Raw genomic sequence first — 22,599 nt, forward strand, 5'->3', positions numbered from 1 at the left:
AAGATTATATGTTATCATCAAAATTACGGAACATGTTGCAAAAGTTAGGAAGATTGGCAAAACAGCCTCTTGTCCTAAACTTTGCAATAGTTGGCGGGATTACGGTTATAATAAAGTTACTCGGGTTCTATAAAGAGACCATTGTTGCTTCTACTTTTGGTCTTTCCGAATTACTGGACACTTTTTTGATCGCATTATTGATTCCAACTTTCATACAAAATGTGTTCATAAATGCTCTGAAAAATATTTTCATTCCAAATTACATTTCAGAGATAAAAGGTGAAGGTAAATTAGCTCAATTCCAATCAATAGTATTCGTTATAACTTTATTATTTTGTATTGTTTTCTGTCTTTTAATCCTGCTTTTTTCAGATGTTTTTCTTGATACTCTTTTCCCAGGGCATTCTGATCATTATTATGAGCTTATAAGGAAACAATTATACATAGTGCTTCCATGCATATTTTTTTGGGGCTTTTCAACCTTGGCAAACGGTCTACTGGAAATTTCCGATAAATACCTGGTATCGAGTTTAGGAGGTATCTTTTCTGTAATATCCATTATTATATGTTTGGTTTTTTTCAAAGAACAACTTGGGGATATGGTACTTGCTATTGCAACAGTTATAGGGAGTTTTCTAAGTTTTATTTTTGTTTTTTCAGCTGCACTTATATTTAAAGAGATAAAGCTGTCCGTACCTAAATTGAATGCAAATTCCAGATTGATGATTCAGCAATTACCTCCAAAAATATCTTCTGGTTTACTTGCTGGACTCAATAATTTTGTGGATCAATTTTTTGCAGCCCAACTAGTTGTAGGCTCCCTATCAGCAATTAACTACGGAATTAAAATACCGTCCTTTACTATTAGCATCTTAATGATAGCCTTGGGTAAAGTACTATTACCACATTTTTCAAGGCAAATAAATGACAATATCCTTAGAGCGTATTCTCAACTATTTAAAATGCTTAGATTAATTTTTATATCCGCCTCTATAGTAGTTATTTTTGGAATCTATTTTTCTTCTGATATAATATCTTTACTTTTTGAAAGAAATGCGTTTAATTCTGAAAACACTAAAGTTGTTGCCAATATTCAGATAATCGCACTTATTTATATTCCATTTCATATATGTACATTGATATTAGCACGCTTTCTTACAAGTATAAATAAAAACAAGTTCATGGCTTGGATTTCTCTATTTTGGCTTACAGCTAATATTATATTAAATTATTTGTTGATTAAACCATACGGGGTGTATGGTTTAGTTATGGCTACAACTATAATATATATTCTAAGTAGTTGTTTATATTCATATTATACTTATAACCAATATCAAATAGCTAAATCAAAATTATAAAATGTAGCAACAGTGCCTTTCTGATAATTTTACTATTAGAAACTCTTAACTTGGACTATTTTACAAAAAGAACTGTTGCATTATTATGAGTGAATTCGTAAGATATATAGCACTTGGATTAATAATACTTAACATGCCTTCTTTCCTGCTGGTAAAGGTCAGTTCAACAGCTGGGAGTTTGAGCAGTGCCTTAATGTATTCAATTCTGATTTTCTATGCCATCTTGGCGAAAAGGGTTGTGTTTTTAAAATTCTTTTTGATTCTGGGGTTAAGTTATTTCATCATTTCCGGTCTCCAGCATTATAGTGGTGATGAATCAGTTTATGTTTCAACTTTCATAAAGTTCTTTATCATAATTATATTTGGGGCAGAAGCTGCTCGAAAAACCTCAATAACCGAAGTATTTTATATACTCTTAATAGGGGCATCTTCAATTATAATAAATGCAGTATTATTTGGCGATAGCTATGGCCGATATAGTGGTTTTTATTTAGATCCAAATGCCGCAGGTTTTATATGTATAACCGGTTTTGCCATTACATTTGGCCTAAAAAAGAGAAAACTCCAGTTAATTGGACAATTTGTTTTTTCTCTTGCAGGATTTCTGACATTCTCGCGTACCTTCATTTTGTTATGGATAATCCTTATTCTTATATCTTTAAGATTAAATCCAAAAAACATAAAAGTTCTGCTAGTTGGTGCATTGATGATAACATTGCTCATATCCTTTGCAAGCATTTTTAAGTTAAATACAGTTAGATTTAATCAGCTAAAATCGATTATTAACAATGAACAGGTTTCAACCAGTGAATTAAACAAAGGGTCACGTACCACAACGTGGTCGTATTTTTACGATTATATTTATGACAAACCCATGTTCGGTAATGGTTATGGCTCATTTCAAGGTAGAGGCTTACGAAGAGTCGGCCCTCACAATTCATTTCTTTTGGTTATTGGTGAATCTGGAATATTTCCCTTTGTCGTTTTCTTAGGACTATATGCATTTATAGTATATAGAGGTTTCCTCATTTTTAGTGATAAACCATATCTTTTGATGATGGGTCTAGGTCAATTTTTGTTTTTATTGACAAGTCATAATTATTTTACCGCTTCTTACTTAATCTTAACCACAATTTGGATTTATTTGAAAACAAAAGAAACATCTAAGGAAATATGAGGCTAGATTTTGTCATAGCGCATCTTGGCAGTGGAGGAGCACAAAGGGTAATGGTATTACTTGCCAATCATTTTTGCTCTTTAGGTTATGAAGTAAACATTATCACTTTCAACAAAGGATTAGCCTTTGATTTGAATAAAAACATCAATTTGGTCAATCTTCATGATGGTAAAATTCCTAATCATACACTAAGGAGTTTATGGAAACTGCTTACTTACTATAGAAAGAAAGATAATAGACCTTCTATTATGATTTCCTTTATAACACAATTAAGTTTTGTTGCCATTATTGCAGCTAAATTATATAGAATAAAAATAATAGCTTCAGAACATAGTAATTGTCTAAGTGCTCAGAAGCCCATTTTCTTAACAAATTTTGTGCGTAACTTTTTGTATCCCCTTGCAGATTATCTTACTGTATTAACATCTTATGATGTTGATTATTATTTAAAGAAGAAAATCAATGTTACTGTTATGCCAAATCCTCTTACCTTTGATATTGCACCTATAAAAGACTCACCAAAATCTAAGGTAGTGGTTGCTGCAGGTAATCTTGACAGGTATCATATTAAGGGCTTTGACAACCTTCTGGATATCATGACCCCCTTACTATTGGCAAAGCCAGATTGGAAATTAAAAATAGTGGGGGGAGGTGAAAAGGGACTTAGTTTTTTAAAAGCTAAGGCAATGGAAAACAAAATTTTGAATAGTTTAATCCTCCCAGGTTTTAGAAGTGATATTGCGGAAATTATGCAGGAGTCGGAAATTTTCATCCTTTCCTCTAGGCATGAAGGCTTACCCATGGTCCTATTGGAGGCTATGTCACAAGGTATGGCATGTATATCCTACGATTGTATAACTGGACCTTCTGACATTATAACACATAATCTGGATGGATTTTTGGTTGAAAATCAAAATATAGAGGAAATGAAAATGCAAATGGCTATTTTAATGGATGATGAAAGTATCAGAAAAAGATTTAGTCAAAATGCCATTAGAAGCCTGGAAAATTTTAAAATCGAAAATATTTCCGCCAAATGGGAGAACCTTTTTAACAATCTCATCAAAGAATGATTAGAAGTATATTTAAAATTCTAAGAAATTATTATCATATCTTCACTAAATCAGGTGTTGAATATGCTAGAAGTTTGGGTGTAAATGTTGGGGAGAATTGTAGAATTCTCACATCTACATTTGGTTCTGAACCTTGGTTAATCACAATTGGAAATAAAGTAACCATTACTGCTGGAGTACGTTTATTGACACACGATGGAGCAACTTGGCTATGTGAAGATGAAAAAGGTAGAAGACACCTGTATAGAAAGATACAAATTGGCAACAATGTTTTTATAGGATCCAATGCCATATTGATGCCGGGCGTCAATGTTGAAGACAATGTGATAATAGCCGCTGGAAGTGTCGTGACAAAATCCATACCCAGCGGGGTTATTGTTGGTGGAAATCCAGCAAAAATTATTGGTGACTATCACAAGTACAAAACCAGGGCGCTTAATGAGTTTGTGTCCGATGCAGATATCGATTTCAAAAAAGGAAAGAAAACTTATAGCAACGAAGCGTTAGATACATCTTTCAAAGATTATTTGAAGTAAAATTCCTATTTCAGTAATTTATTTGTCTTATTTATACCAATATTATAAACACAGAAAAAGTCGTTAAACAAACCTTTTAATGTTTAACACTCTCAATTTCAACTTAAGATGATAGATTCCAAAAGAAGATATAAAGAATATATAGAGGCCGATAGAAAAGCACGAGGAATTAAAACTGTTGGTCTCAAATCTAGATTAAAAGAATTGATTTACCCAACGCCTACTTGGGAATTTCAAAAAAGACTTAGAAAGCTTGAATACTATAATAACTGTAAAAGAGGTATATTTTCCAGTTTGTATAAAAGATATTTGAATTATAGGTTTAGAAAATTATCAATTAAACTGAATTTTTCAATTCCTTTAAATGTTTTTGGCCCTGGTTTATGCATACTTCATTATGGTACTATTGTGGTAAACTCAAGAACCAGAGTGGGGAAAAATTGTAGAATGGAAGTTTGTGTAAATATTGGAGCCTCAGGTGGTACTTCAGATGCCCCAACAATAGGTGATAATGTTTATATAGGCCCTGGCGCAAAAATCTATGGAGGTATTCAATTGGGCAACAATATTGCTATCGCGGCCAACTCATCCGTTAACAAGTCTTTTGAAGAGAATAGTATTCTTATTGCTGGATCACCAGCTAGGAAAATCAAGGAATTTGATGTTAAAACCATAATTAAACATATCTGATTTGAAAATTGAAATCACTTTTGTTCTTCCATCTCTATCGGCAGGTGGAGCGGAACGTATTATGTCTTTTATTGCACAGAACATAAATCCGGAAAAATTTAATAGCACACTATTGATAGCTGGTTATGAGAAAGATAGCGCCTATACCGTTGAAGGGATCAAGGTGGTCTATTTGAATAGTGCACGTGTTAGGTATAGCATAAGGGCAATATATAGCTATCTAAAAAAAAACAAGCCAACTATTGTCGTAAGTTCAATTGCTCATTTAAATACAAGTATAGCTTTAATCTCTATTTTTTTTCCGAAGATAAAATTTATAGGTAGGGAAGCTAATGTTTTAAGTGTGATCAAGCAATTTAAAAAAGGAAATGATTGGTTTCAGTCATTCTTACTTAAAATAAGCTATCGCCTATTCGACGCTATTATTTGCCAGTCCAAAGACATGATGAATGATATGTTGACCAACTATGGAATTCCAGAATCAAAGCTTATACTCATCAACAACCCAATTACCGATGAGTTCGAGGTAAAAGCCGATATAGAAAGCCAAAATGAAAGTCCCCGAAGTTTTGTAACCGTGGCTTCCTTAAAAAAGCAGAAAGGGCACTTAAGGATTTTAAATGTATTGGCCAATGTACAGTATCCATTTACATATACTTTAATTGGTGATGGCCCTCAAAAGGATATTATTTTTGAAACCGTAAAAACTCTGGGACTAACCAAAAAGGTGACACATATTCCTTTCTCCTCAGAGGTATCAAAGTATCTGGCTAAAAGTGATTTTTTTCTTCAAGGCGCATACGTTGAAGGATTTCCAAATTGTCTTCTTGAAAGCTCAGCAGTGGGCACTCCAATAATCGCATTTAAAGCACCTGGAGGTTTGGATGAAATTATACAACCAGATGTTAATGGCTATATAGCTGATAATGAAATGGAATATCTAGAATATTTGAACTTAGAAAAAAAATGGGACCCCAAGAAAATTAGTCAATCTGTTTACAACAAATTTTCTAAAGAAATTATTATTAAAAAATACGAAGATTTATTTTTTAAAGTTTAGCTGGACAAGCTAAAATAATAGTCTTTCCCCCTCGTTATTCTAGTCGTTGAACACTTACAAAATGAAATTGAAAAAAGATATTGATTGGCTTACCATTGTTACCCATGATGCTAATGGAGGAGCCGAACAAACACAAAAAAACCTTATTTCCTATTTATTGGAAGAAGGTAAGATATGTCATGTAATCATTTTAAGAAAAAAGCATGTTAGCTTTTGGAATGACTTAGAAGATAAATGCAAAATTGTCTATTTTCCTTTTCCATCACACTCAGTAGGATATCTTTGCCTTTTACCATATCTAATATGGTTAAAGAGTAAAAATAATATTTCATACATTTTCTCCTCTCAAACTCTAATCAATGGTCTTGTAGGTGGGTATAAAAGATTTGGCATACTAAAAAAGTCAAAAATAATTGTTAGAGAGTCCACTTCCATTTTTCAAAGATCTTTAAATTTCTTAAATAAGAGAAAGTATTTACTTGCATACAAATTGGGATATCCAGGTGCAGATTTAGTTATTTGCCAAACAGATTTTATGAAGAAGGAGCTTATAAAAAATCTTTCTTCTTTAGAAAAGAAAGTGAAAATCGAGGTAATATCAAACCCAATAAATCATAAAGAAATTAGATTGAAAGCGCTAGAAGTTATTCCTAGTCTCGAAACTGATAACTATATGGTAACAGCTGGAAGGTTGATTCCTGAAAAAGGGTATGATCTTCTAATAGATGCTTATCAAAAAGTTCATTCCAAGTTAGAAGGGCATAAATTATTTATTCTAGGCAAAGGTCCTGAAGAGGAAAATTTAAGAACTCGCATAAACACCCTAGGACTAGAGAATCAAATCTTTTTGAAAGGATCTGTACCAAATGTATATCCCTATTTTAAGAATGCAAGACTGTGTGTTATGTCTTCTCGTGTTGAAGGTTTTCCCAATGTCTTACTTCAAATGATGTCGCAAAACGAAAATGTGGTATCCACCCTATCTGCAGGTGATATTGGCGAAATTCCGTGCATATACACATCACCAGTTAATGATACCGAACAACTTGCATCTACTATTCTTGAATGTTATAAATCAGATAATTCGGGAAAACGCAAAGTCATGAATCAATTTCTTAAGAAAAGAGGATTAGACGTTTTTATAAAAACAATAGAAAACCATGTAGTTTAAAGTAGTTTGATTTCCATCACTCAATAATATCAGGCAATTGATTTCTGCTTGATTATTTTATCCAAAGAAGAGGCAACCTCTGCCATGGTAATACTTTGAAAACCATAGACTTTATTCAATTTTCTGTAGTGCTTCATTATTTCATTAAGCGTACTAAAATTTTCATTTGTATTGGTACCAAAGTTATGCGGGTGCCACCAAAGGTGATAAATCCTATCATTTTTTGCTGCATAAGACATTCCTCTTTTTATGCGTGCCAACTTTAGTTTTTCCAGTAAGATCCCTGTCTTAGCTTTGTATGGTCTTAAAAACCTACTTGAAGGAAGGTTGTATGGTTTCTCCTTTGACAAATCATCCATCGTATAAGTATGATGTCCCGAAATGTTAATATAGCAATCCAAGGTTCTAAAAACTCTTTTCATCAAGGAAGTTTTTTCTTCACTCTCAGGACGATGAAACCATATTTCCTCATTACCTCTATAAATCTTTATACCATTATCAATGCATACTTTTAAGTGCTCTTTACTACTTTGATTTCTTGGAAAAACAAGGGATTTGATACTAACTCCCTTTTCTTTGGCAATTCTAACCGCTGCTTTCATATCTGCACCAAAGTCGATTGGGGTCTGTCCGTTCTCTTGACAATAGTAATGTGAAAAAGTATGACTCCCTATCTCATGTTCCGAAGATTTTTTTATCAACTCAATCAATTCTGGTGCATAATGGTAAGGATCTTCTTTTGAGTCCTGTTTAACTTCTTTGAAATTATCTTCATATGGAGAGAGACCAAGATCCTTATATGTCGGCTTTATGTCAGGGCTATACTTAACAAGTTCTGTTTTGTTCTTTGCAAATAAAAAGCCAACTGTAGCAAAAGTTGCACGAACTTCGTACTTCTCAAAAAGTGATAACAATTCTGGAAGGATTTGATGGACTTTCGCAATGGAGTCTCCATAAGAATCCAAAGATCTTTTATCCCTTACACCCCAGAACAACTCAAAATCCAATGATATTACAAATTTCCCCTTAGCTTCCATAAACTACTGTTATATAATAGATATACTTACATATATGTTCGCAAATTATATATAAATACTTTACACAAATGATGTCACTCACCTTTGTATGTTCTTAGAAGTAAATTCCACTCATATTTGACAACCTAATATGCAAGTAAAGCTTGCTTTTCCTTGTTTTTAATTTTTCATTTACCCTAACTGATACAATGGGAATTTACAATCTTCAAAATATATTTGGCAATAACCTTGGTTATTTTTCTCTAAATCTATCTCTGCAATATTGCTGTTAGCATTATCGTAAGGATTTAAAAAGTTTTTAAAACCCCTCCCCTTTTATATTTTCTAAAAAATACAACAGTCCAATATAATTTGGCGTGTTGAGCTTTTAGTTTCTTTTTAAATTTTAAAGATGATTTGTTAAAGTAATCTGTTATACTATAAATCTTATTAACTCCTCTTTTTCTTAAAAACGCATAACTATGGTATCGCAAGTACGGAGCCAAGTTTTTACCTCTATGACCGTTCAAGGTAAACATGTTCAATAAATAGGCTTCGTCCTCTTTCAAATCAACCCTTTTATGTCTAAAATCAATAGTATTGTATTCAATGAACATAAAGGCTGCGATTTCCTGATTTTGCTTAACTCCAATGCATGTTTGTCCTTTATCAAACCCTTTACATAATTTTTGAACATTACCCACATTAGATTTCTCCCCTACTATTACCATATCCTCCTTGTTCAAAAATTCTATGGCATAAGTATCTGAATCCATGGGTATTATAGGTTCTTCAATTTTCAATACATCTTCTACTTCTAAATATTCAATGCAAATGTCCAACCCAATCTTTTTTAGTCTATTTCTTAACCCAAAAAGAAAAAGTCCATATTTGATTTTATCTCGAAACCAACTAATTCTTGTCTTTAGATTCATAATCTAGTTCACTTAGATTTTACGCCCATAACTTCCATCACCTGGCAACAAGTTCATTTTCTTACGCAACTCTTCAGGTTTCATTATTGCTCTAGAATTTGCCTTAGCAATAGTATGAACACGTCTAAGCAGGCTCTCATTTGTGGCCAATTCGGTTCTGTCCGTATCGTACCAAATGTTATCTTCAAGTCCCACCCTTACTCCTCCACCTATCGCAATGGCGATAGAATTCATTTGTAATTGGGTCGTTCCGATACCTGCTAAACTCCAAAATGAATTCTTGGGTAAGTCTTTTATCATTATTCCGGTATGTAACAGATCAGCTTGAGCACATGCTATATTCCCCAATAATAAGTTAAAGTAGTAAGGCGATTGTATGAGCTCTTTATGTTCTAAATATTTTGCATAATTTATCATACCCGCATCAAAAACTTCTAGTTCAGGAACAATACCCTGTTCTTTCATAACACGCGCAAGATCTTGAATCATTTGTGGTGAATTTGTACTGGCCACTTTATTGAAATTTAAAGAGCTTAGTGTCAAACTGCCCATATCAGGCTTCAAATCTCCCTCTAAAAACAAGGCTTCTGATCGTTGTTCCAACTTATTGAAATTTCTACCACTTAGCGATACACATATCACCAGTTTTGAATCAAATTTTCGAATTCCTTCAATAATTTGCGCGTAGGTTTCTTTTTTATAGGTTGGAATTCCTGTATCCTCATCCCTTGCATGTAAATGCACCATGGTGATACCTATTTCTGTGGCTCTGTGCACATCCTCCACTATCTCTGAAACAGTTACTGGAACATGAGGAGTCATTTCCTTAGTCGGTATCATACCGGTAGGAGTGAAATTGATAATTAGGCTTTCTTCCATAAGTTATTGATTGTTTGATGGCTAAGCTAAAATTCTTTTAACTATTCTAGTTTTTTTATTAGTTCAAAGGATAATCAAATCGGTTATTCGACCAGTTTTCCTTCAAAAAAGCCATTAAATTGACCTATTTGTTTTTCCAAAAACTCCGTTGAACTGGTTTAGATGAACTTTGAAAGAGAAAGTAACATCACTAGCATTGTATTGGTTAATTTTGATACATGATAATGCAATATTATTCATGTACCGATCTTTCTGATATTCATCATTTTTTTCATTGTATTAAATGAAACGCTTTGTTTTACTATTACTTCTACTAATACCTGTGATTGGAATTTCACAATCCAAAATTCGGGGTACCATATTGGAACTTGATGCCAAAAAAAATGAGATTTTACTTTCCGGAGTGCGGGTTTATTGGTTAGGCAGTTCCATAGAAACAACTACGGATGAAAATGGAAGATTTAGCATTCCTTATGAGAAAGGGTTTCAAAAAATTGTAGTGGAATCTCCTAATCATGAAAGCATTACTGTTCTGGCAAACAGACCAAATTTGGGAAAAATACGCCTGCATAAACAAGTGAACTTAGAAGAGGTAATTGTTGAAAAAGAGGTTGAACCTCTACAAAAATCCTTGTTTAACGTCCAAAATGTAGTAACAGTAAGTAGTAGGGAAATGCTTAAAGCCGCATGCTGCAACCTTTCTGAAAGTTTTGAGACCAACCCATCCATTGATGTGAATATTTCTGATGCCGTAACTGGTGCAAAACAAATTCAAATGCTAGGTCTCACAAGCCCATATCTTTTATTCACTCAAGAAAACATGCCACTAATAAAAGGGGCTTCTCAAATCTATGGCCTTTCTTTTATACCTGGGTCTTGGGTAGAAAGTATACAGATAACAAAAGGATCAGGAAATGTTGTTAATGGTTTTGAAAGTATTTCAGGTCAAATCAATACAGAACTTGTAAAACCATTAACTGATAAAAAGCTTTTCGTAAATCTATATGGAAATAACTACGAACGTTTTGAATTTAATACCAGATATAATGAAACATTCTCGGAAAAATTGGGAATGGGAATATATATCCATTCTAATCTAAGAACTGGTAAAATAGACAACAACTCTGACACATTTTTAGACACTCCATTATCGAAGCAAATTAATGTAATGAATCGTTGGCAATATTTAGATTCTAAGAATGGGTGGGTTGGCTTTTTAAATTTACAGTATTTAGACGACCAAAAACAAACTGGACAGGTGTCTTTTGATCCAAACACTGATAAATTCACAAATAATTTCTGGGGAAGCGAGGTGGAAACGCAAAGATTGGATGTTTCAGGTAAGCTTGGGTATGTTTTTCCAAAACTCAAATATCAAAGCCTAGGCCTTCAGCTTGCTTACAGTCAACATAATCAAGATTCGTATTACGGATTTAATCAGTATGACATTTTGCATGATTCTTTCTATTCTAACTTAATCTTCAATAGCATCATAGGTAGTACCAGACATAAGTTCAAAGTTGGGTTAAATTTCAACTACGATAGTTTTAACGAAAATGTAAATGAGGAAAAGTACATACGAGCGGATAAATCCATTGGTTCATTTTTTGAATATACTTATGATAGTTTAGAAAAACTGAGTTTTGTTCTTGGTTTACGCGTGGATAATCACAACAGGCTGTCTACTTTTATAACACCAAGATTTCATTTAAGGTACTCTCTATGGGAAAAAGCGAGCATAAGAAGTTCTATCGGAAAAGGGCGACGATTATCAAATATTTTTGCTGAAAACCAACAGTTATTTGCATCTGCAAGACAAATAAACGTAATAGAAAATGATGGTCCTATTTATAGTTTAAATTCCGAAAAAGCATGGAATTATGGTGTTGGATTTATACAAAAGTTCTATTTAGGGAATCGTCCGTTTGAATTTTCTTTTGATTTTTATAGGACCGTATTTCAAGATCAAGTGGTGGTTGATTGGGAGAATCCAACAGAAATATCTTTTTATAACCTTACTGGTGAAAGTAGCTCAAATAGCTATCAAATAGACTTAAATTATGAACTTTTACAAAGTTTAAAAGTTCGTATGACCTATAAGAATTATAATGTTCCCATTGACTATGCTTCTGGAAGGTTTCAAAGGCCTTTTCAATCATCAGATAGGTTTTTCACAAACTTAAACTATGAGACCTCCAGTGGACATCATGGTTCTCAATGGCGTTTTGACTTCACATATAACTGGCAAGGCAAACAAAGAATTCCCACAATGGCAAATGAAACATTATCAACTTTCAAAGATGGGTTTTCAAAAGGTTATAGTATATTGAATTTTCAAATCACAAAAGTTTTTTCCCACGGATTTGAAGCTTACTTGGGAGGTGAAAATATAGCTAACTTCACTCAGGCGAACCCAATAATAGGCAGTGATGACCCATTTGGACTATTATTTGATACGACACAGGTTTATGGCCCAATATTGGGAGCAACATATTATGCTGGAGTTCGTTTTAAAATTTTAACAAACATCTAATTATGAAAAAAAATCTTCTTTTTACTGTTTTGTTTATTGTATACATTACTAATTCTTTTGCACAAGAAAAAAACAAAAATTTAGTCCTTGATGTTAAAGGAAATTGTGGAATGTGCAAAGCTCGAATAGAGAAAGCTTGTCAAAAAATGAAAGGTGTTAAATTCGCATCTTGGGATATAGCTTCCAAAAAACTCTCGTTAGTGCTTGATGAGGCCAAATGTTCCCCTCTTGAGGTGAAAAAAATCATTGCCTCAGTTGGACACGATACAGACGAAACCAAAGCTAATTTGGACACCTATGAAAAACTACCCGCTTGTTGCAAATACAGAGATCCAAATAGTATAAATATGGATCATAGTGGTAAACATTAAAATTAGATAAAGGGGAGCTACGATGGAATTTCCACATGTAAAACATTCAAAAAGCTCACTTAACTTCAAAAGCATGCTCAATACTTTACAGTCTCTACTTCAAACTTTTTTTCTTCAATATTAACACTCTTCACCTTATACCTGTAACAATTGCCGTTAATAGGTTGTTCAAGATAATGTGCAAAATTGATACCTTCAATACTAAATTGAAGTAGTGCATCATGCCTATCTAATTTAAAAACAAAAGACTTAATCTCTGAGGTATCTCTGTTTGATAAATCGTTGAAAGAATGGGAAAACATTCTCACATTAGTTAAATGATAATTCGAATGGTTTATAACGCTTATCCATGTATCGTCTTGACTTTTACGTTTGAGGCTAAGTAAAGTAAGAATTAAAAACATCAACCATGCAAGCCTTATCATAGTTTTATGACTCTCTTGGCCAGCAATAGTTCGCCAGAACCATCTGTAACCCTAACAACATAAACACCTACTTTTAGACCGTATAGTTTATTAATGATTATGCTATCGGTGTTTTGAAAAAATTCCTCTTTGACCAACATTCCCATCATATTAAATACTTCTACTTTGCAATCTGTTCTTTTGTTCAAATTAATGGTAATCTTCTCCGTAAAAGGATTAGGAAATGCTTTTAAGATAATAGGAGAATCATCATTTTCATTTTCTTCCCAAACAATTGGCTCAAGGTCTACAAAATCATAAGGTTTTTTCTTTCTGATAACCGGTTGCCCAGATTTAGCAGCCAAAATAGCCGTCTCCGTATCTATTTCCATAACAAACTGACTTCCTGGTTCGGCCTCAAATCCTGGCTCTAAAATTATCTGATTAACAGATTCAAACTTACATACTGTTCCCGAGGGCACAATAAAATCATTCCCTGCCTCTATTGTATATTGGTAATAAAAATGTTCTTCAGCATTATATGTATTGCTTACAATATAATTGTCCAATTCTGCTAGCTGGTTTTCGGCATAAAAAACACCCAAAGACCTAGTGTCTGTGATATCATTGGGATTTACTAGAGGTAAAGTCTGGCCATCAAAAGAATAAGTCCCATCATAACGCAACATTGAATCAATAATATAGAAAGAACCTTGATTTGCTTCTTCCCAATCATCCCATACCTTGTCAACAAATGTATGGTGCAAATAAAAGGCAGGATCACGTGGAGATGCTGAAGTTGGCATAACTCCTCCTGTCCATATGTGAGGGCTAGCATGTCCTCTTCCTCTTTCAAAATTATTTGAAAATGTATAAAAATCGTTAGTAGACAAAAGATTAGCCAATCCCTGTACTGAAATTAAAGTCCCTGAAGCTCCCAAGTTTCTTCCTAAACTCCAGTTGGTATCAAAGCTTCCTAAAAAACCCTCGTCCCACAATGACGAATTTACAGATTGATCTGTGGAAGAATCCCAATATGCAAGACTAATTCTAGGGTTTATATCCTGCACAGCCTGCTCCATTTCGAACATTTGTCTTCTATGCCAAGGAAGAAAAATATCTCTTTCAGCCTCATTCAACAAGTTAAAGTGAATATCTAATCGTGTAGGATCTGCTGTGTTATCAAAAGAGAAAAAATCCATATGGAAATTTGCCAAATCATTGAATAAATCCGGGCCTTCACGTAATTGATAAAACGCATTGACCAGTTCAGCCTTTTCGTAATCAGTCATCTCTAAATGATTCTTCCGAATACTCTGGCCATTAGTGCTCCACGTAATAATTATGCAGAAGATTACACTTAATTGGTAGATATGTTTCATAAAATAAATATATTTCCTTTGACTTAGTTTTTATTCTTGTCTCCTTTTATTTCTTTCTCCAACTCAAATAATCTAACAAGAATCTCCTCTACACGATTATTTTCATTTTCAAGCCTCTGTATTTTCTTTTCTTGTTGAATAGTATATAACGTTAGTTCTTCAATCTTTTGGAGTAATTTGGCATTCATTAGTCCTAAATCAATTCCTTTTTCCTCAACTTCTTCAGCACTCGGAATGTTAAGCAAATGTCCATACTCCAAAATATGGTTTTCAACTTCCTGTAAGGAAGGAAGTCCATATTTTTTTGTGAAAACAAAATCAGGCCAATTTACTTGCAATTCCACTTTTACGCTCTCTGCAATAACGTTACCAGCTACCGCTAGTCTATATCCCTGAGTATCTGTTGTACCAATACCTACATTTCTATCCGCAAACAAATCTCTAGCTTGCCAATCTACTGTAATCAGATTAGCATTATCTGTAGTATAATTTGTTGCCCCACCAGAGGTATTAATATTTGTTGTATTACTGACAGGTGAAGTGTTTCCCGCACCGTCCAACGCAAATACCGTAAAGGCATATCCCGTGGAGGGTGTAAGGCCCGTTACATTGAACGTTGTGGCTCCCCCGGTAAGCCCGATGCTATTGCCATCCTGAAAAACCTCATAATCAGTCACCCCGATATTATCGGTGGAGGCATTCCAGCTTAGGTCAGTGGTGGTATCTGTTGTATTACCAGCCGCTAGATTGGTTGGTGCCGTGGGTGAATCCGTATCGGCCAATGTATTCATGTTCTCTGTATTACTGACAGGTGAAGTGTTTCCTGCAGCATCCAATGCAAATACCGTAAAGGCATATCCCGTGGAGGGCGTAAGGCCCGTTACATTGAACGTTGTGGCTCCCCCGGTAAGCCCGATGCTATTGCCATCTTGAAAAACCTCATAGTCCGTGACCCCAACATTATCGGTGGAAGCATCCCAACTCAGGTCAGTGGAGATCTCCGTTGTATTGTTGGACGCCAAATTCCCAGGTGCTGTGGGAGCTTCCGTATCATCTTCCAATGTATTCACGTTCTCTGTATTACTGACAGGTGAAGTGTTTCCCGCACCGTCCAACGCAAATACCGTAAAGGCATATCCCGTGGAGGGTGTAAGGCCCGTTACATTGAACGTTGTGGCTCCCCCGGTAAGCCCGATGCTATTGCCATCCTGAAAAACCTCATAATCAGTCACCCCGATATTATCGGTGGAGGCATTCCAGCTTAGTTCAGTGGTGGTACCTGTTGTATTACCAGCCGCTAGATTGGTTGGTGCCGTGGGTGAATCCGTATCGGCCAATGTATTCATGTTCTCTGTATTACTGACAGGTGAAGTGTTTCCTGCAGCATCCAATGCAAATACCGTAAAGGCATATCCCGTGGAGGGCGTAAGGCCCGTTACATTGAACGTTGTGGCTCCCCCGGTAAGCCCGATGCTATTGCCATCTTGAAAAACCTCATAGTCCGTGACCCCAACATTATCGGTGGAAGCATCCCAACTCAGGTCAGTGGAGGTCTCCGTTGTATTGTTGGACGCCAAATTCCCAGGTGCTGTGGGAGCTTCAGTATCCAATGTATTCACGTTCTCTGTATTACTGACAGGTGAAGTGTTTCCCGCACCGTCCAACGCAAATACCGTAAAGGCATATCCCGTGGAGGGTGTAAGGCCCGTTACATTGAACGTTGTGGCTCCCCCGGTAAGCCCGATGCTATTGCCATCTTGAAAAACCTCATAATCAGTCACCCCGATATTATCGGTGGAGGCATTCCAGCTTAGGTCAGTGGTCGTACCTGTTGTATTGCTTGCCGCCAGATTGGTTGGTGCCGTGGGTGAATCCGTATCGGCCAATGTATTCATGTTCTCTGTATTACTGACAGGTGAAGTGTTTCCTGCAGCATCCAATGCAAATACCGTAAAGGCATATCCCGTGGAGGGCGTAAGGCCCGTTACATTGAACGTTGTGGCTCCCCCGGTAAGCCCGATGCTATTGCCATCTTGAAAAACCTCATAGTCCGTGACCCCAACATTATCGGTGGAAGCATCCCAACTCAGGTCAGTGGAGATCTCCGTTGTATTGTTGGACGCCAAATTCCCAGGTGCTGTGGGAGCCTCAGTATCACTTCCTACAGGTATTATTGAAACATTATCTAAATAAATATCTGTGCCAGCTAAACCTCTATTATAAAACCGTAGTGTTTGATTGGCCGAATTTGTAGTAAATGTAATAGTGAACTCTTGTAAAGTTGAATTGGCAGTGGTAATTGGTGGGTTAATTGTAGGAACAGAAGATGTCACCCCTGCCCAAACTTCAACTTGAATATTAGCTCCAGGTCCTTCAGCTAAATATACTTTCATTTCATAATCAGTTCCATTTTCCAAGTTTGGAGTAATTTGAACCCTGTCGTTTGCTCCATCCACACTAGTTCCTCTATATGAATATGTCCCCACAGCAACAATTCCTGTTTCTACAGCGGTTGTACATCCAATTCCTCGAATATCTGCTAAGGAACCTACAGAATTAGCCTCATTAATGGCCGAAGCAGCATTTGCTGAGGTAAATTGTTCTTGAGCATTTACTTGAATGGCCAAGAAGAGCATAAAAAAGATTGATAGTAGTAGTTTCATGGCATGCATTTTCTGATTTTTAGTTGTTTAAAAGGATATTATTTCAAAAGTAATTCATTATTCTCCCATCAGAATTTTAATCTATGAACTGCATATAACCTCTATAAACTACATAAGAAAACAAGTATTGATTTGGTATAAGAAAATTTTCATTATCAAGCTGAAAAACAGCACCTTTATTGCTTGTTCTATGTATCACAGAATGTTATTTTATATCTATGTTTTTTCAACATAATGAAAGTTGGTCAATTTTTAAATCAACACTGAATATTTGCTCACAAATAATTCCGATTTGCATCATGTATCGTAAAAAAACTCCTCAAATATTTTTCTGATTTATAGTGGTTTTGATTCAAGTTCCCATTGGGCTTTTAGTATACTCAAGTTTCATCTTGTTCGATTTTCCTTCAATAAAATAGGTGTTATTGCTAGCTTTGTAGACTTGAGTAGAACTAGAATGCTCAAAATTTATGTATTGAAAATCATATACTTTTTCTCGTAAAAATGAGTACTGCTGGAGTTCTTCAATATTAAGTTTTAACAACTCGTCCCTGTTAACAATATTATCAATGGGAATAGCTTGTACCTGTAATTTAAAATCCTCATCCTTTAAAGGGGCTTTTTCTCTTTGGAGAGAAGAAATCAACTTCCAGCTGAAGAACTGACTTTTTTTGGCACTTAATAGTTTTTTCAATACCGCAAGTCTTCCCACCACATAGGCAGTTGCCATCTTGCCAATACTGGCGCCACAATAAATAATATGACTTTTATATGTAAATATAACATTACTCCATTCTCTTTTGTAGCGAAGATCACCCCACATCATATCATAGCGATCAAAACCATTGTTCAAACACCATTCTACATTTTTTACAGTATCTATTTGACCTAACCCGAACTTCGCATAATCAATATCATATGAACAAATTGTGCTTACCAAAATGTTTTGGTAATTATATCCTAAAGAAATTGCTATAGGTTTATCTTTTACACATATTGTAAAAAGAGTTGCCTTTTTCAATAAGATTAAATCATAGACATTTTGTTTATATTCCTTCCATCTTTTTAAACCTTCGTGCTGCATTCCTTTCTGAGAAAATCGTTTTTGAATCATTAACCGAAAAGAATCGAACAACATATCATACTCTTCTCTCTTAATTTCACCATAATAAGATTTATAGGAGATATCAAAACATTGTTCCAACCTTCTTATCTTCCTATTGATTTGTTTTCGCTGTCTTTTTAAGTTATCCTTCATATAGTCATCCACATTTGAATATCCTTCCAAGTTGGCCATAAAACCAAGTCTAGAAGGTATTTCAAAAGCATTGCATCGATCTTCCTTGTTTATTTTAATATCAAAATAAGGTGGAACGCAGCCTACTACAACTATTTCACTGTTTCCATTTTCGGAAAATGTTTTATTCCCATAAATGATTTTGTTATTTGTATTGTTCCTAATACTTTCATAATGCGGAATAACCCTTCCTTTCTCAAAGAGTTCAAAATAGAAGTTTAACCTTTTTAGCTTCATTTCTTTTCAATTATTTAATCCTTATACATATCAATTAAAATAGTCAAGTATAATCCTATTATCAAAACAAATGTTATATAACCAATAGCTGTCCTACCTGCCAAACCAATCAGGTCATTAGATAGCACAGAAGGTTATCAAATAGAAAATACTTGGGGGAATAAATTTAAGAGGGGGAATAAAACCCGACCTTTTATAGCTTAATCAGGATTCATCGAAAATCTTGGGGAAAGATATTATGACACTAAATGTACGTTTTTTTTATAAAAACTCAAGTTTTATTTTGTTGGTTTTACCTTCAAGCAAATACATTTTTTCTTGAATTTCATAAACATTTATAGTTCTTGAATGTTCGCTATTGGCATATTGAAAATCATAGGTTGGTTGACGTAGTAAAGCATATTCTTCGGAGTCGTCGATGTTAATTTTAAATAACCCATCCTTAGAGTACGCATTGTCCAACTCCATAATTTTATAAATTGGTTCTCGTTTTTTATTCTTTTGTGGTTTCTGCTTTTTTCTAAAAACATTAAGTTTTTTAAAACTAAATGGCAAAAGATTCTTTGCCTCCAAAAATTTTTTAAATTGAGAAAACTTTGTGATGGTGAAAGCTGATAGTATTTTTCCCAAGTTCCTTTTTGCAAACAAAACATGGTCTTCATAAGTGAAGATGTTGTTACACCATTCACGTTTATACCTAAGGTCTCCCCACATCATATCAAAGTTGTCATACTCATTTTCAAAACACCATTCAATTTTTTTCAGAACCTGAATATTCCCAAGTCCAAACTTTGAATAATCAATATCATAAGAAGAAATAGCACTAACCAATATGTTCTGAAAATGGTAACTTAATGAAATTGAAATCGGTTTTTCACCATCATAAATACCAAAGAGTGAAGCTCTTTTATTCAAAATCATATTGTAAACTGTTGTTTTATAATCTTTCCATCTTTTTAAACCCGCATGCTCTATGTTTTTTTGTGAAAAACGTTTTTGTATCATCACTTCAAGTGCATCAAAAAGTGAGTTATATTCGGCTATGTTCGCTTCACCATAAAGTGTTTTGTAGTTAATATCAAAACATAGTTCCAGCCTTTTAAGCTTGCGTATGATATTTCTTTTCTGCTTTTTCAGGCAATCTTCCATATAACCATCTACACTATCATATCCTTTCAAGTTGGCTATAAATCCTTGGCGTGAAGATATTCTAAAGGCTCCACAACCAAAATTTTGATCCAATTCAACATCAAAGTACGGAGGAACACAACTAACCGCATACACTTTATTTTTTAGGTCCGTGGGGAAATTGTCTTTACGATTTAAAGACTGACCATTAGTATTATTATGAATACATCTGTAATGTGGAATTATAGAATCCTTTTCAAAGAACTCAAAATAAAAATTTAACCTATCAAATTTCAACAACTTCATTTTTGAGACAGTTTGGTTTCACTATTTGACTAAACCCTTCTAATTATTTAACAACTTTTCCTTTCTTAGAAACTCAACAATTTCCTCAGCTATCAATGTTCTTCCAAGGTTGTTCCAATGTGCATCATATATTAATGTCACTGGTTCCTTGGCATTCTTAAATGCTATACCATAATCAATATAACGTAATTTATGTTGGTCCAAGTAATCTATAAAAACTTTACTGGTTACCCTACTATCCAAAAGAAAGGTAGTTTTCTTTTTGTTGAATCCGTATTCGGATATTAATTTCTTGAAATTGGACATATATAAACTATCAATTTCATATACAGAAGGAGCCTCCTTTTCTGAAACCCTTTTCTTTTTAACAAACATGCTTCTAACATTTCTGTTAACATCTTTAATCTTATCCAGAAAACCAATATTTAATATATAGGTTGCCAGTTTGGAATACTTAAGGAAAGGAAAAAAGGGTTTACTGAACTTGGCCCTATGATACTCATTCCTTAAAAGGTCATCCTCAAATTTAATGTCAATAATTATATGATCAATCAAATCAAAGCTATCCTGATTATTATGTATCTTAAAAAGATGGTCTGCCAAATCGGTTGCAGAATGCCCATATTCGTATACTTGAATTCCTTCAATATGGTCTTCGACTTTTTTTCCCAAAGACTGTTTATAGTCTTGATGAAAACCTTCAATAAATGAGTCCCCGATTATCGCTATTTCAAAACCATCTATAGAAGGCTGGAAATCTCTATGGGAATTATATCCTGCTTTATTGATATGAAATTCCGCATAATTTTGTCTTCGATTTCCGTGTACTGAATATCCATGCTGCCCGGGCATCCATTTGTTCACATTATCATTATCAACAAATCTTGTTGGCATATCATTGTGAAGATGGAAAACCCGAACCAGTATTTCCAAGAATAGAAAAATGAGCACCAAATAGATTATGATCTTTGAAAGTAATCTAAACATAACTCAGAATTGGAAGTAAATAAATGATCTATCAACACCGCTCTCATAAAACAAAAGAATTCCAAATGCAATCAACGCATACATAATGAACCTCATAACTTTTGAGCTAAAGTTAAATGGGCTACGTTCATTTTTTCTTATTATATATTCATATATTACAAACAAACCTAAAAGGATGTGAAAATCGATCATCCTGTAACCTTTTGGGTGAAGGTAGGGTTGATAGGAAAAATCAAAAAAAGTGCGGCCAAGATAAGCAAATGCCCCAGATAAAGAATCTGCTCTAAAAAACACCCAGGTGATGGTGACCATAAAAAAAGTTCCAAGAACTAATATCAACTCCTTTAAACTTGGCAGTATTCTGCTTTCTGCTAATATGGTCTTTGTATACTTTCTATTATTTCCAAGTAAAAGAGTTGGAGCAAACAACATTGCATGAATACCACCCCAAAACACAAAAGTCCAATTTGCTCCATGCCAAAGCCCGCTCACCAAAAAAATAATGAAGATGTTTCTAACTACTTTAATCTTTTCAACTTTGGACCCCCCAAGAGGAATATAAAGATAATCTCTAAACCAGGTAGACAAAGAAATATGCCATCTTCGCCAAAACTCTCCTATGCTTCTTGAAAAATATGGGAATTTAAAATTAGACATCAATTCTATTCCAAATAACTTGGCTGTACCAATAGCTATATCCGAATACCCTGAAAAATCTCCATAAATCTGAAAGCCAAAGAACAATGCCCCCATTAAAAGTGTTGTTGACGGATATGTTCCCGCATTGTTGAAAATGTCATCAACCATTGGAGCTAAAGAGTCTGCAATAGCTATTTTTTTAAATAACCCCCATAAAATCAATCGTAATCCCCCAGCAATTTGACTATACTTAAATTCTCTTTTTTTTAGAATCTGGGGAAGTAGATTAGAGGCCCTCTCAATAGGTCCCGCAACAAGCTGCGGAAAGAAACTAACATAGGTCGCGAATGAAATAAAATCTTTGGTTGGAATCAATTTCTTCTTGTAAACATCCAGAGAATAGGACATCGTTTGAAATGTATAAAAGGAAATACCAACGGGCAATATAATTTTCAATGTCCATGATTGATGAATTGAAAACCCTAAAAAACGAAACGTCTCAATAAAAGAATCAGTAAAAAAATTAAAATACTTGAAAAATGCTAAAATACCAATATTGCATATTACGCTGATCCAAAGAAAATAACGTCTCTTATTTTTAGCTTCTGTCCTGTATATCCATTGTCCTACAATAAAGTCAACCAAAGTGGAGAATAAAATTAGAAGCAGAAAACGCCAATCCCACCACCCATAGAACATATAACTAGCTAAAAGCAGGAGTAAGTTTTGCATCTTGATACCCTTGTTTTTAAAAAAC

At 34.3% G+C, this 22,599-nt stretch carries 19 protein-coding genes; 9 read left to right on the forward strand and 10 right to left on the reverse strand.

The features are described 5' to 3' along the window. Positions 1-32: 32 nt before the first annotated feature. The 7 genes from murJ (at position 33) to SJY44_RS13360 (ending at position 7,065) form a co-directional block, all read left to right on the forward strand. A complete protein-coding gene (gene murJ, locus SJY44_RS13330; protein ID WP_396590099.1) occupies positions 33-1,358 on the forward strand; it encodes a murein biosynthesis integral membrane protein MurJ in 1,326 nt (441 codons plus the stop codon). 85 nt (positions 1,359-1,443) lie between these two features. After that, positions 1,444-2,535 (forward strand): O-antigen ligase family protein, encoded by a 1,092-nt coding sequence (locus SJY44_RS13335; RefSeq protein WP_396590100.1) that lies wholly within the window; start codon positions 1,444-1,446, stop codon positions 2,533-2,535. After that, positions 2,532-3,608: a glycosyltransferase family 4 protein gene (locus SJY44_RS13340; protein WP_396590101.1), complete on the forward strand. Its 1,077-nt coding sequence runs from the start codon at positions 2,532-2,534 to the stop codon at positions 3,606-3,608. The genes SJY44_RS13335 and SJY44_RS13340 overlap by 4 nt, the downstream gene beginning before the upstream one ends. After that, a complete protein-coding gene (locus SJY44_RS13345) occupies positions 3,605-4,144 on the forward strand; it encodes an acyltransferase (protein ID WP_396590102.1) in 540 nt (179 codons plus the stop codon). Before SJY44_RS13340 ends, SJY44_RS13345 begins: the two co-directional genes overlap by 4 nt. A gap of 108 nt (positions 4,145-4,252) precedes the next feature. Beyond that, entirely contained in the window at positions 4,253-4,834 is a 582-nt protein-coding gene (locus SJY44_RS13350) for a serine O-acetyltransferase (protein ID WP_396590103.1), read from the forward strand. A 1-nt stretch (position 4,835) separates the two neighbouring features. Next, positions 4,836-5,894: a glycosyltransferase gene (locus SJY44_RS13355; protein ID WP_396590104.1), complete on the forward strand. Its 1,059-nt coding sequence runs from the start codon at positions 4,836-4,838 to the stop codon at positions 5,892-5,894. 61 nt (positions 5,895-5,955) lie between these two features. Continuing rightward, positions 5,956-7,065: a glycosyltransferase gene (locus tag SJY44_RS13360; protein WP_396590105.1), complete on the forward strand. Its 1,110-nt coding sequence runs from the start codon at positions 5,956-5,958 to the stop codon at positions 7,063-7,065. Between the two features lie 29 nt (positions 7,066-7,094). On the opposite strand, the gene SJY44_RS13365 is transcribed toward SJY44_RS13360, so the two are convergent. The 3 genes from SJY44_RS13365 to SJY44_RS13375 form a co-directional block, all read right to left on the reverse strand. After that, positions 7,095-8,102, reverse strand: coding sequence for a polysaccharide deacetylase family protein (locus tag SJY44_RS13365; protein ID WP_396590106.1), 1,008 nt, complete (start codon positions 8,100-8,102; stop codon positions 7,095-7,097). 287 nt (positions 8,103-8,389) lie between these two features. Beyond that, a complete protein-coding gene (locus tag SJY44_RS13370) occupies positions 8,390-9,016 on the reverse strand; it encodes a GNAT family N-acetyltransferase (protein WP_396590107.1) in 627 nt (208 codons plus the stop codon). A 12-nt stretch (positions 9,017-9,028) separates the two neighbouring features. Next, positions 9,029-9,895 (reverse strand): 3-keto-5-aminohexanoate cleavage protein, encoded by an 867-nt coding sequence (locus SJY44_RS13375; protein WP_396590108.1) that lies wholly within the window; start codon positions 9,893-9,895, stop codon positions 9,029-9,031. A 283-nt stretch (positions 9,896-10,178) separates the two neighbouring features. On the opposite strand from SJY44_RS13375, the gene SJY44_RS13380 reads away from it, so the two are divergent. Both SJY44_RS13380 and SJY44_RS13385 read left to right on the forward strand, forming a co-directional pair. Next, on the forward strand, positions 10,179-12,428 hold the full coding sequence (locus tag SJY44_RS13380; RefSeq protein WP_396590109.1) for a TonB-dependent receptor plug domain-containing protein: 2,250 nt from the start codon (positions 10,179-10,181) through the stop codon (positions 12,426-12,428). Positions 12,429-12,430: 2 nt separating this feature from the next. Continuing rightward, positions 12,431-12,799: a heavy-metal-associated domain-containing protein gene (locus SJY44_RS13385; RefSeq protein WP_396590110.1), complete on the forward strand. Its 369-nt coding sequence runs from the start codon at positions 12,431-12,433 to the stop codon at positions 12,797-12,799. Positions 12,800-12,876: 77 nt separating this feature from the next. Here the strand turns inward: SJY44_RS13385 and SJY44_RS13390 are convergent, their stop codons facing one another. The 7 genes from SJY44_RS13390 to SJY44_RS13420 form a co-directional block, all read right to left on the reverse strand. Continuing rightward, positions 12,877-13,101: a hypothetical protein gene (locus SJY44_RS13390; RefSeq protein WP_396590111.1), complete on the reverse strand. Its 225-nt coding sequence runs from the start codon at positions 13,099-13,101 to the stop codon at positions 12,877-12,879. A gap of 119 nt (positions 13,102-13,220) precedes the next feature. Continuing rightward, positions 13,221-14,585, reverse strand: a complete 1,365-nt coding sequence (locus SJY44_RS13395; RefSeq protein WP_396590112.1) for a tyrosinase family protein — start codon at positions 14,583-14,585, stop codon at positions 13,221-13,223. Positions 14,586-14,608: 23 nt separating this feature from the next. Continuing rightward, positions 14,609-17,248, reverse strand: coding sequence for a fibronectin type III domain-containing protein (locus SJY44_RS13400; RefSeq protein WP_396590113.1), 2,640 nt, complete (start codon positions 17,246-17,248; stop codon positions 14,609-14,611). Between the two features lie 352 nt (positions 17,249-17,600). Beyond that, positions 17,601-18,782: a GNAT family N-acetyltransferase gene (locus tag SJY44_RS13405; protein WP_396590114.1), complete on the reverse strand. Its 1,182-nt coding sequence runs from the start codon at positions 18,780-18,782 to the stop codon at positions 17,601-17,603. 261 nt (positions 18,783-19,043) lie between these two features. Then, the gene (locus SJY44_RS13410) at positions 19,044-20,216 is read right to left on the reverse strand and encodes a GNAT family N-acetyltransferase (RefSeq protein WP_396590115.1); all 1,173 of its coding nucleotides are present in this window, start codon (positions 20,214-20,216) and stop codon (positions 19,044-19,046) included. 39 nt (positions 20,217-20,255) lie between these two features. After that, positions 20,256-21,203 (reverse strand): hypothetical protein, encoded by a 948-nt coding sequence (locus SJY44_RS13415; protein WP_396590116.1) that lies wholly within the window; start codon positions 21,201-21,203, stop codon positions 20,256-20,258. A gap of 3 nt (positions 21,204-21,206) precedes the next feature. Beyond that, the gene (locus SJY44_RS13420; RefSeq protein WP_396590117.1) at positions 21,207-22,574 is read right to left on the reverse strand and encodes an MBOAT family O-acyltransferase; all 1,368 of its coding nucleotides are present in this window, start codon (positions 22,572-22,574) and stop codon (positions 21,207-21,209) included. Between the last annotated feature and the right edge of the window lie 25 nt (positions 22,575-22,599).

The organism is Allomuricauda sp. R78024, from assembly GCF_044596045.1.
Lineage (GTDB): Bacteria > Bacteroidota > Bacteroidia > Flavobacteriales > Flavobacteriaceae > Flagellimonas.

Coding starts and splice junctions, on each gene's coding strand:
- murJ (WP_396590099.1), top strand. CDS start 33: ATGTTGCAAAAGTTAGGAAGATTGGCAAAACAGCCTCTTGTCCTAAAC.
- SJY44_RS13335 (WP_396590100.1), top strand. CDS start 1,444: ATGAGTGAATTCGTAAGATATATAGCACTTGGATTAATAATACTTAAC.
- SJY44_RS13340 (WP_396590101.1), top strand. CDS start 2,532: ATGAGGCTAGATTTTGTCATAGCGCATCTTGGCAGTGGAGGAGCACAA.
- SJY44_RS13345 (WP_396590102.1), top strand. CDS start 3,605: ATGATTAGAAGTATATTTAAAATTCTAAGAAATTATTATCATATCTTC.
- SJY44_RS13350 (WP_396590103.1), top strand. CDS start 4,253: ATGATAGATTCCAAAAGAAGATATAAAGAATATATAGAGGCCGATAGA.
- SJY44_RS13360 (WP_396590105.1), top strand. CDS start 5,956: ATGAAATTGAAAAAAGATATTGATTGGCTTACCATTGTTACCCATGAT.
- SJY44_RS13365 (WP_396590106.1), bottom strand. CDS start 8,102: ATGGAAGCTAAGGGGAAATTTGTAATATCATTGGATTTTGAGTTGTTC.
- SJY44_RS13370 (WP_396590107.1), bottom strand. CDS start 9,016: ATGAATCTAAAGACAAGAATTAGTTGGTTTCGAGATAAAATCAAATAT.
- SJY44_RS13375 (WP_396590108.1), bottom strand. CDS start 9,895: ATGGAAGAAAGCCTAATTATCAATTTCACTCCTACCGGTATGATACCG.
- SJY44_RS13380 (WP_396590109.1), top strand. CDS start 10,179: ATGAAACGCTTTGTTTTACTATTACTTCTACTAATACCTGTGATTGGA.
- SJY44_RS13385 (WP_396590110.1), top strand. CDS start 12,431: ATGAAAAAAAATCTTCTTTTTACTGTTTTGTTTATTGTATACATTACT.
- SJY44_RS13390 (WP_396590111.1), bottom strand. CDS start 13,101: ATGTTTTCCCATTCTTTCAACGATTTATCAAACAGAGATACCTCAGAG.
- SJY44_RS13395 (WP_396590112.1), bottom strand. CDS start 14,585: ATGAAACATATCTACCAATTAAGTGTAATCTTCTGCATAATTATTACG.
- SJY44_RS13400 (WP_396590113.1), bottom strand. CDS start 17,248: ATGAAACTACTACTATCAATCTTTTTTATGCTCTTCTTGGCCATTCAA.
- SJY44_RS13405 (WP_396590114.1), bottom strand. CDS start 18,782: ATGAAGCTAAAAAGGTTAAACTTCTATTTTGAACTCTTTGAGAAAGGA.
- SJY44_RS13410 (WP_396590115.1), bottom strand. CDS start 20,216: ATGAAGTTGTTGAAATTTGATAGGTTAAATTTTTATTTTGAGTTCTTT.
- SJY44_RS13415 (WP_396590116.1), bottom strand. CDS start 21,203: ATGTTTAGATTACTTTCAAAGATCATAATCTATTTGGTGCTCATTTTT.
- SJY44_RS13420 (WP_396590117.1), bottom strand. CDS start 22,574: ATGCAAAACTTACTCCTGCTTTTAGCTAGTTATATGTTCTATGGGTGG.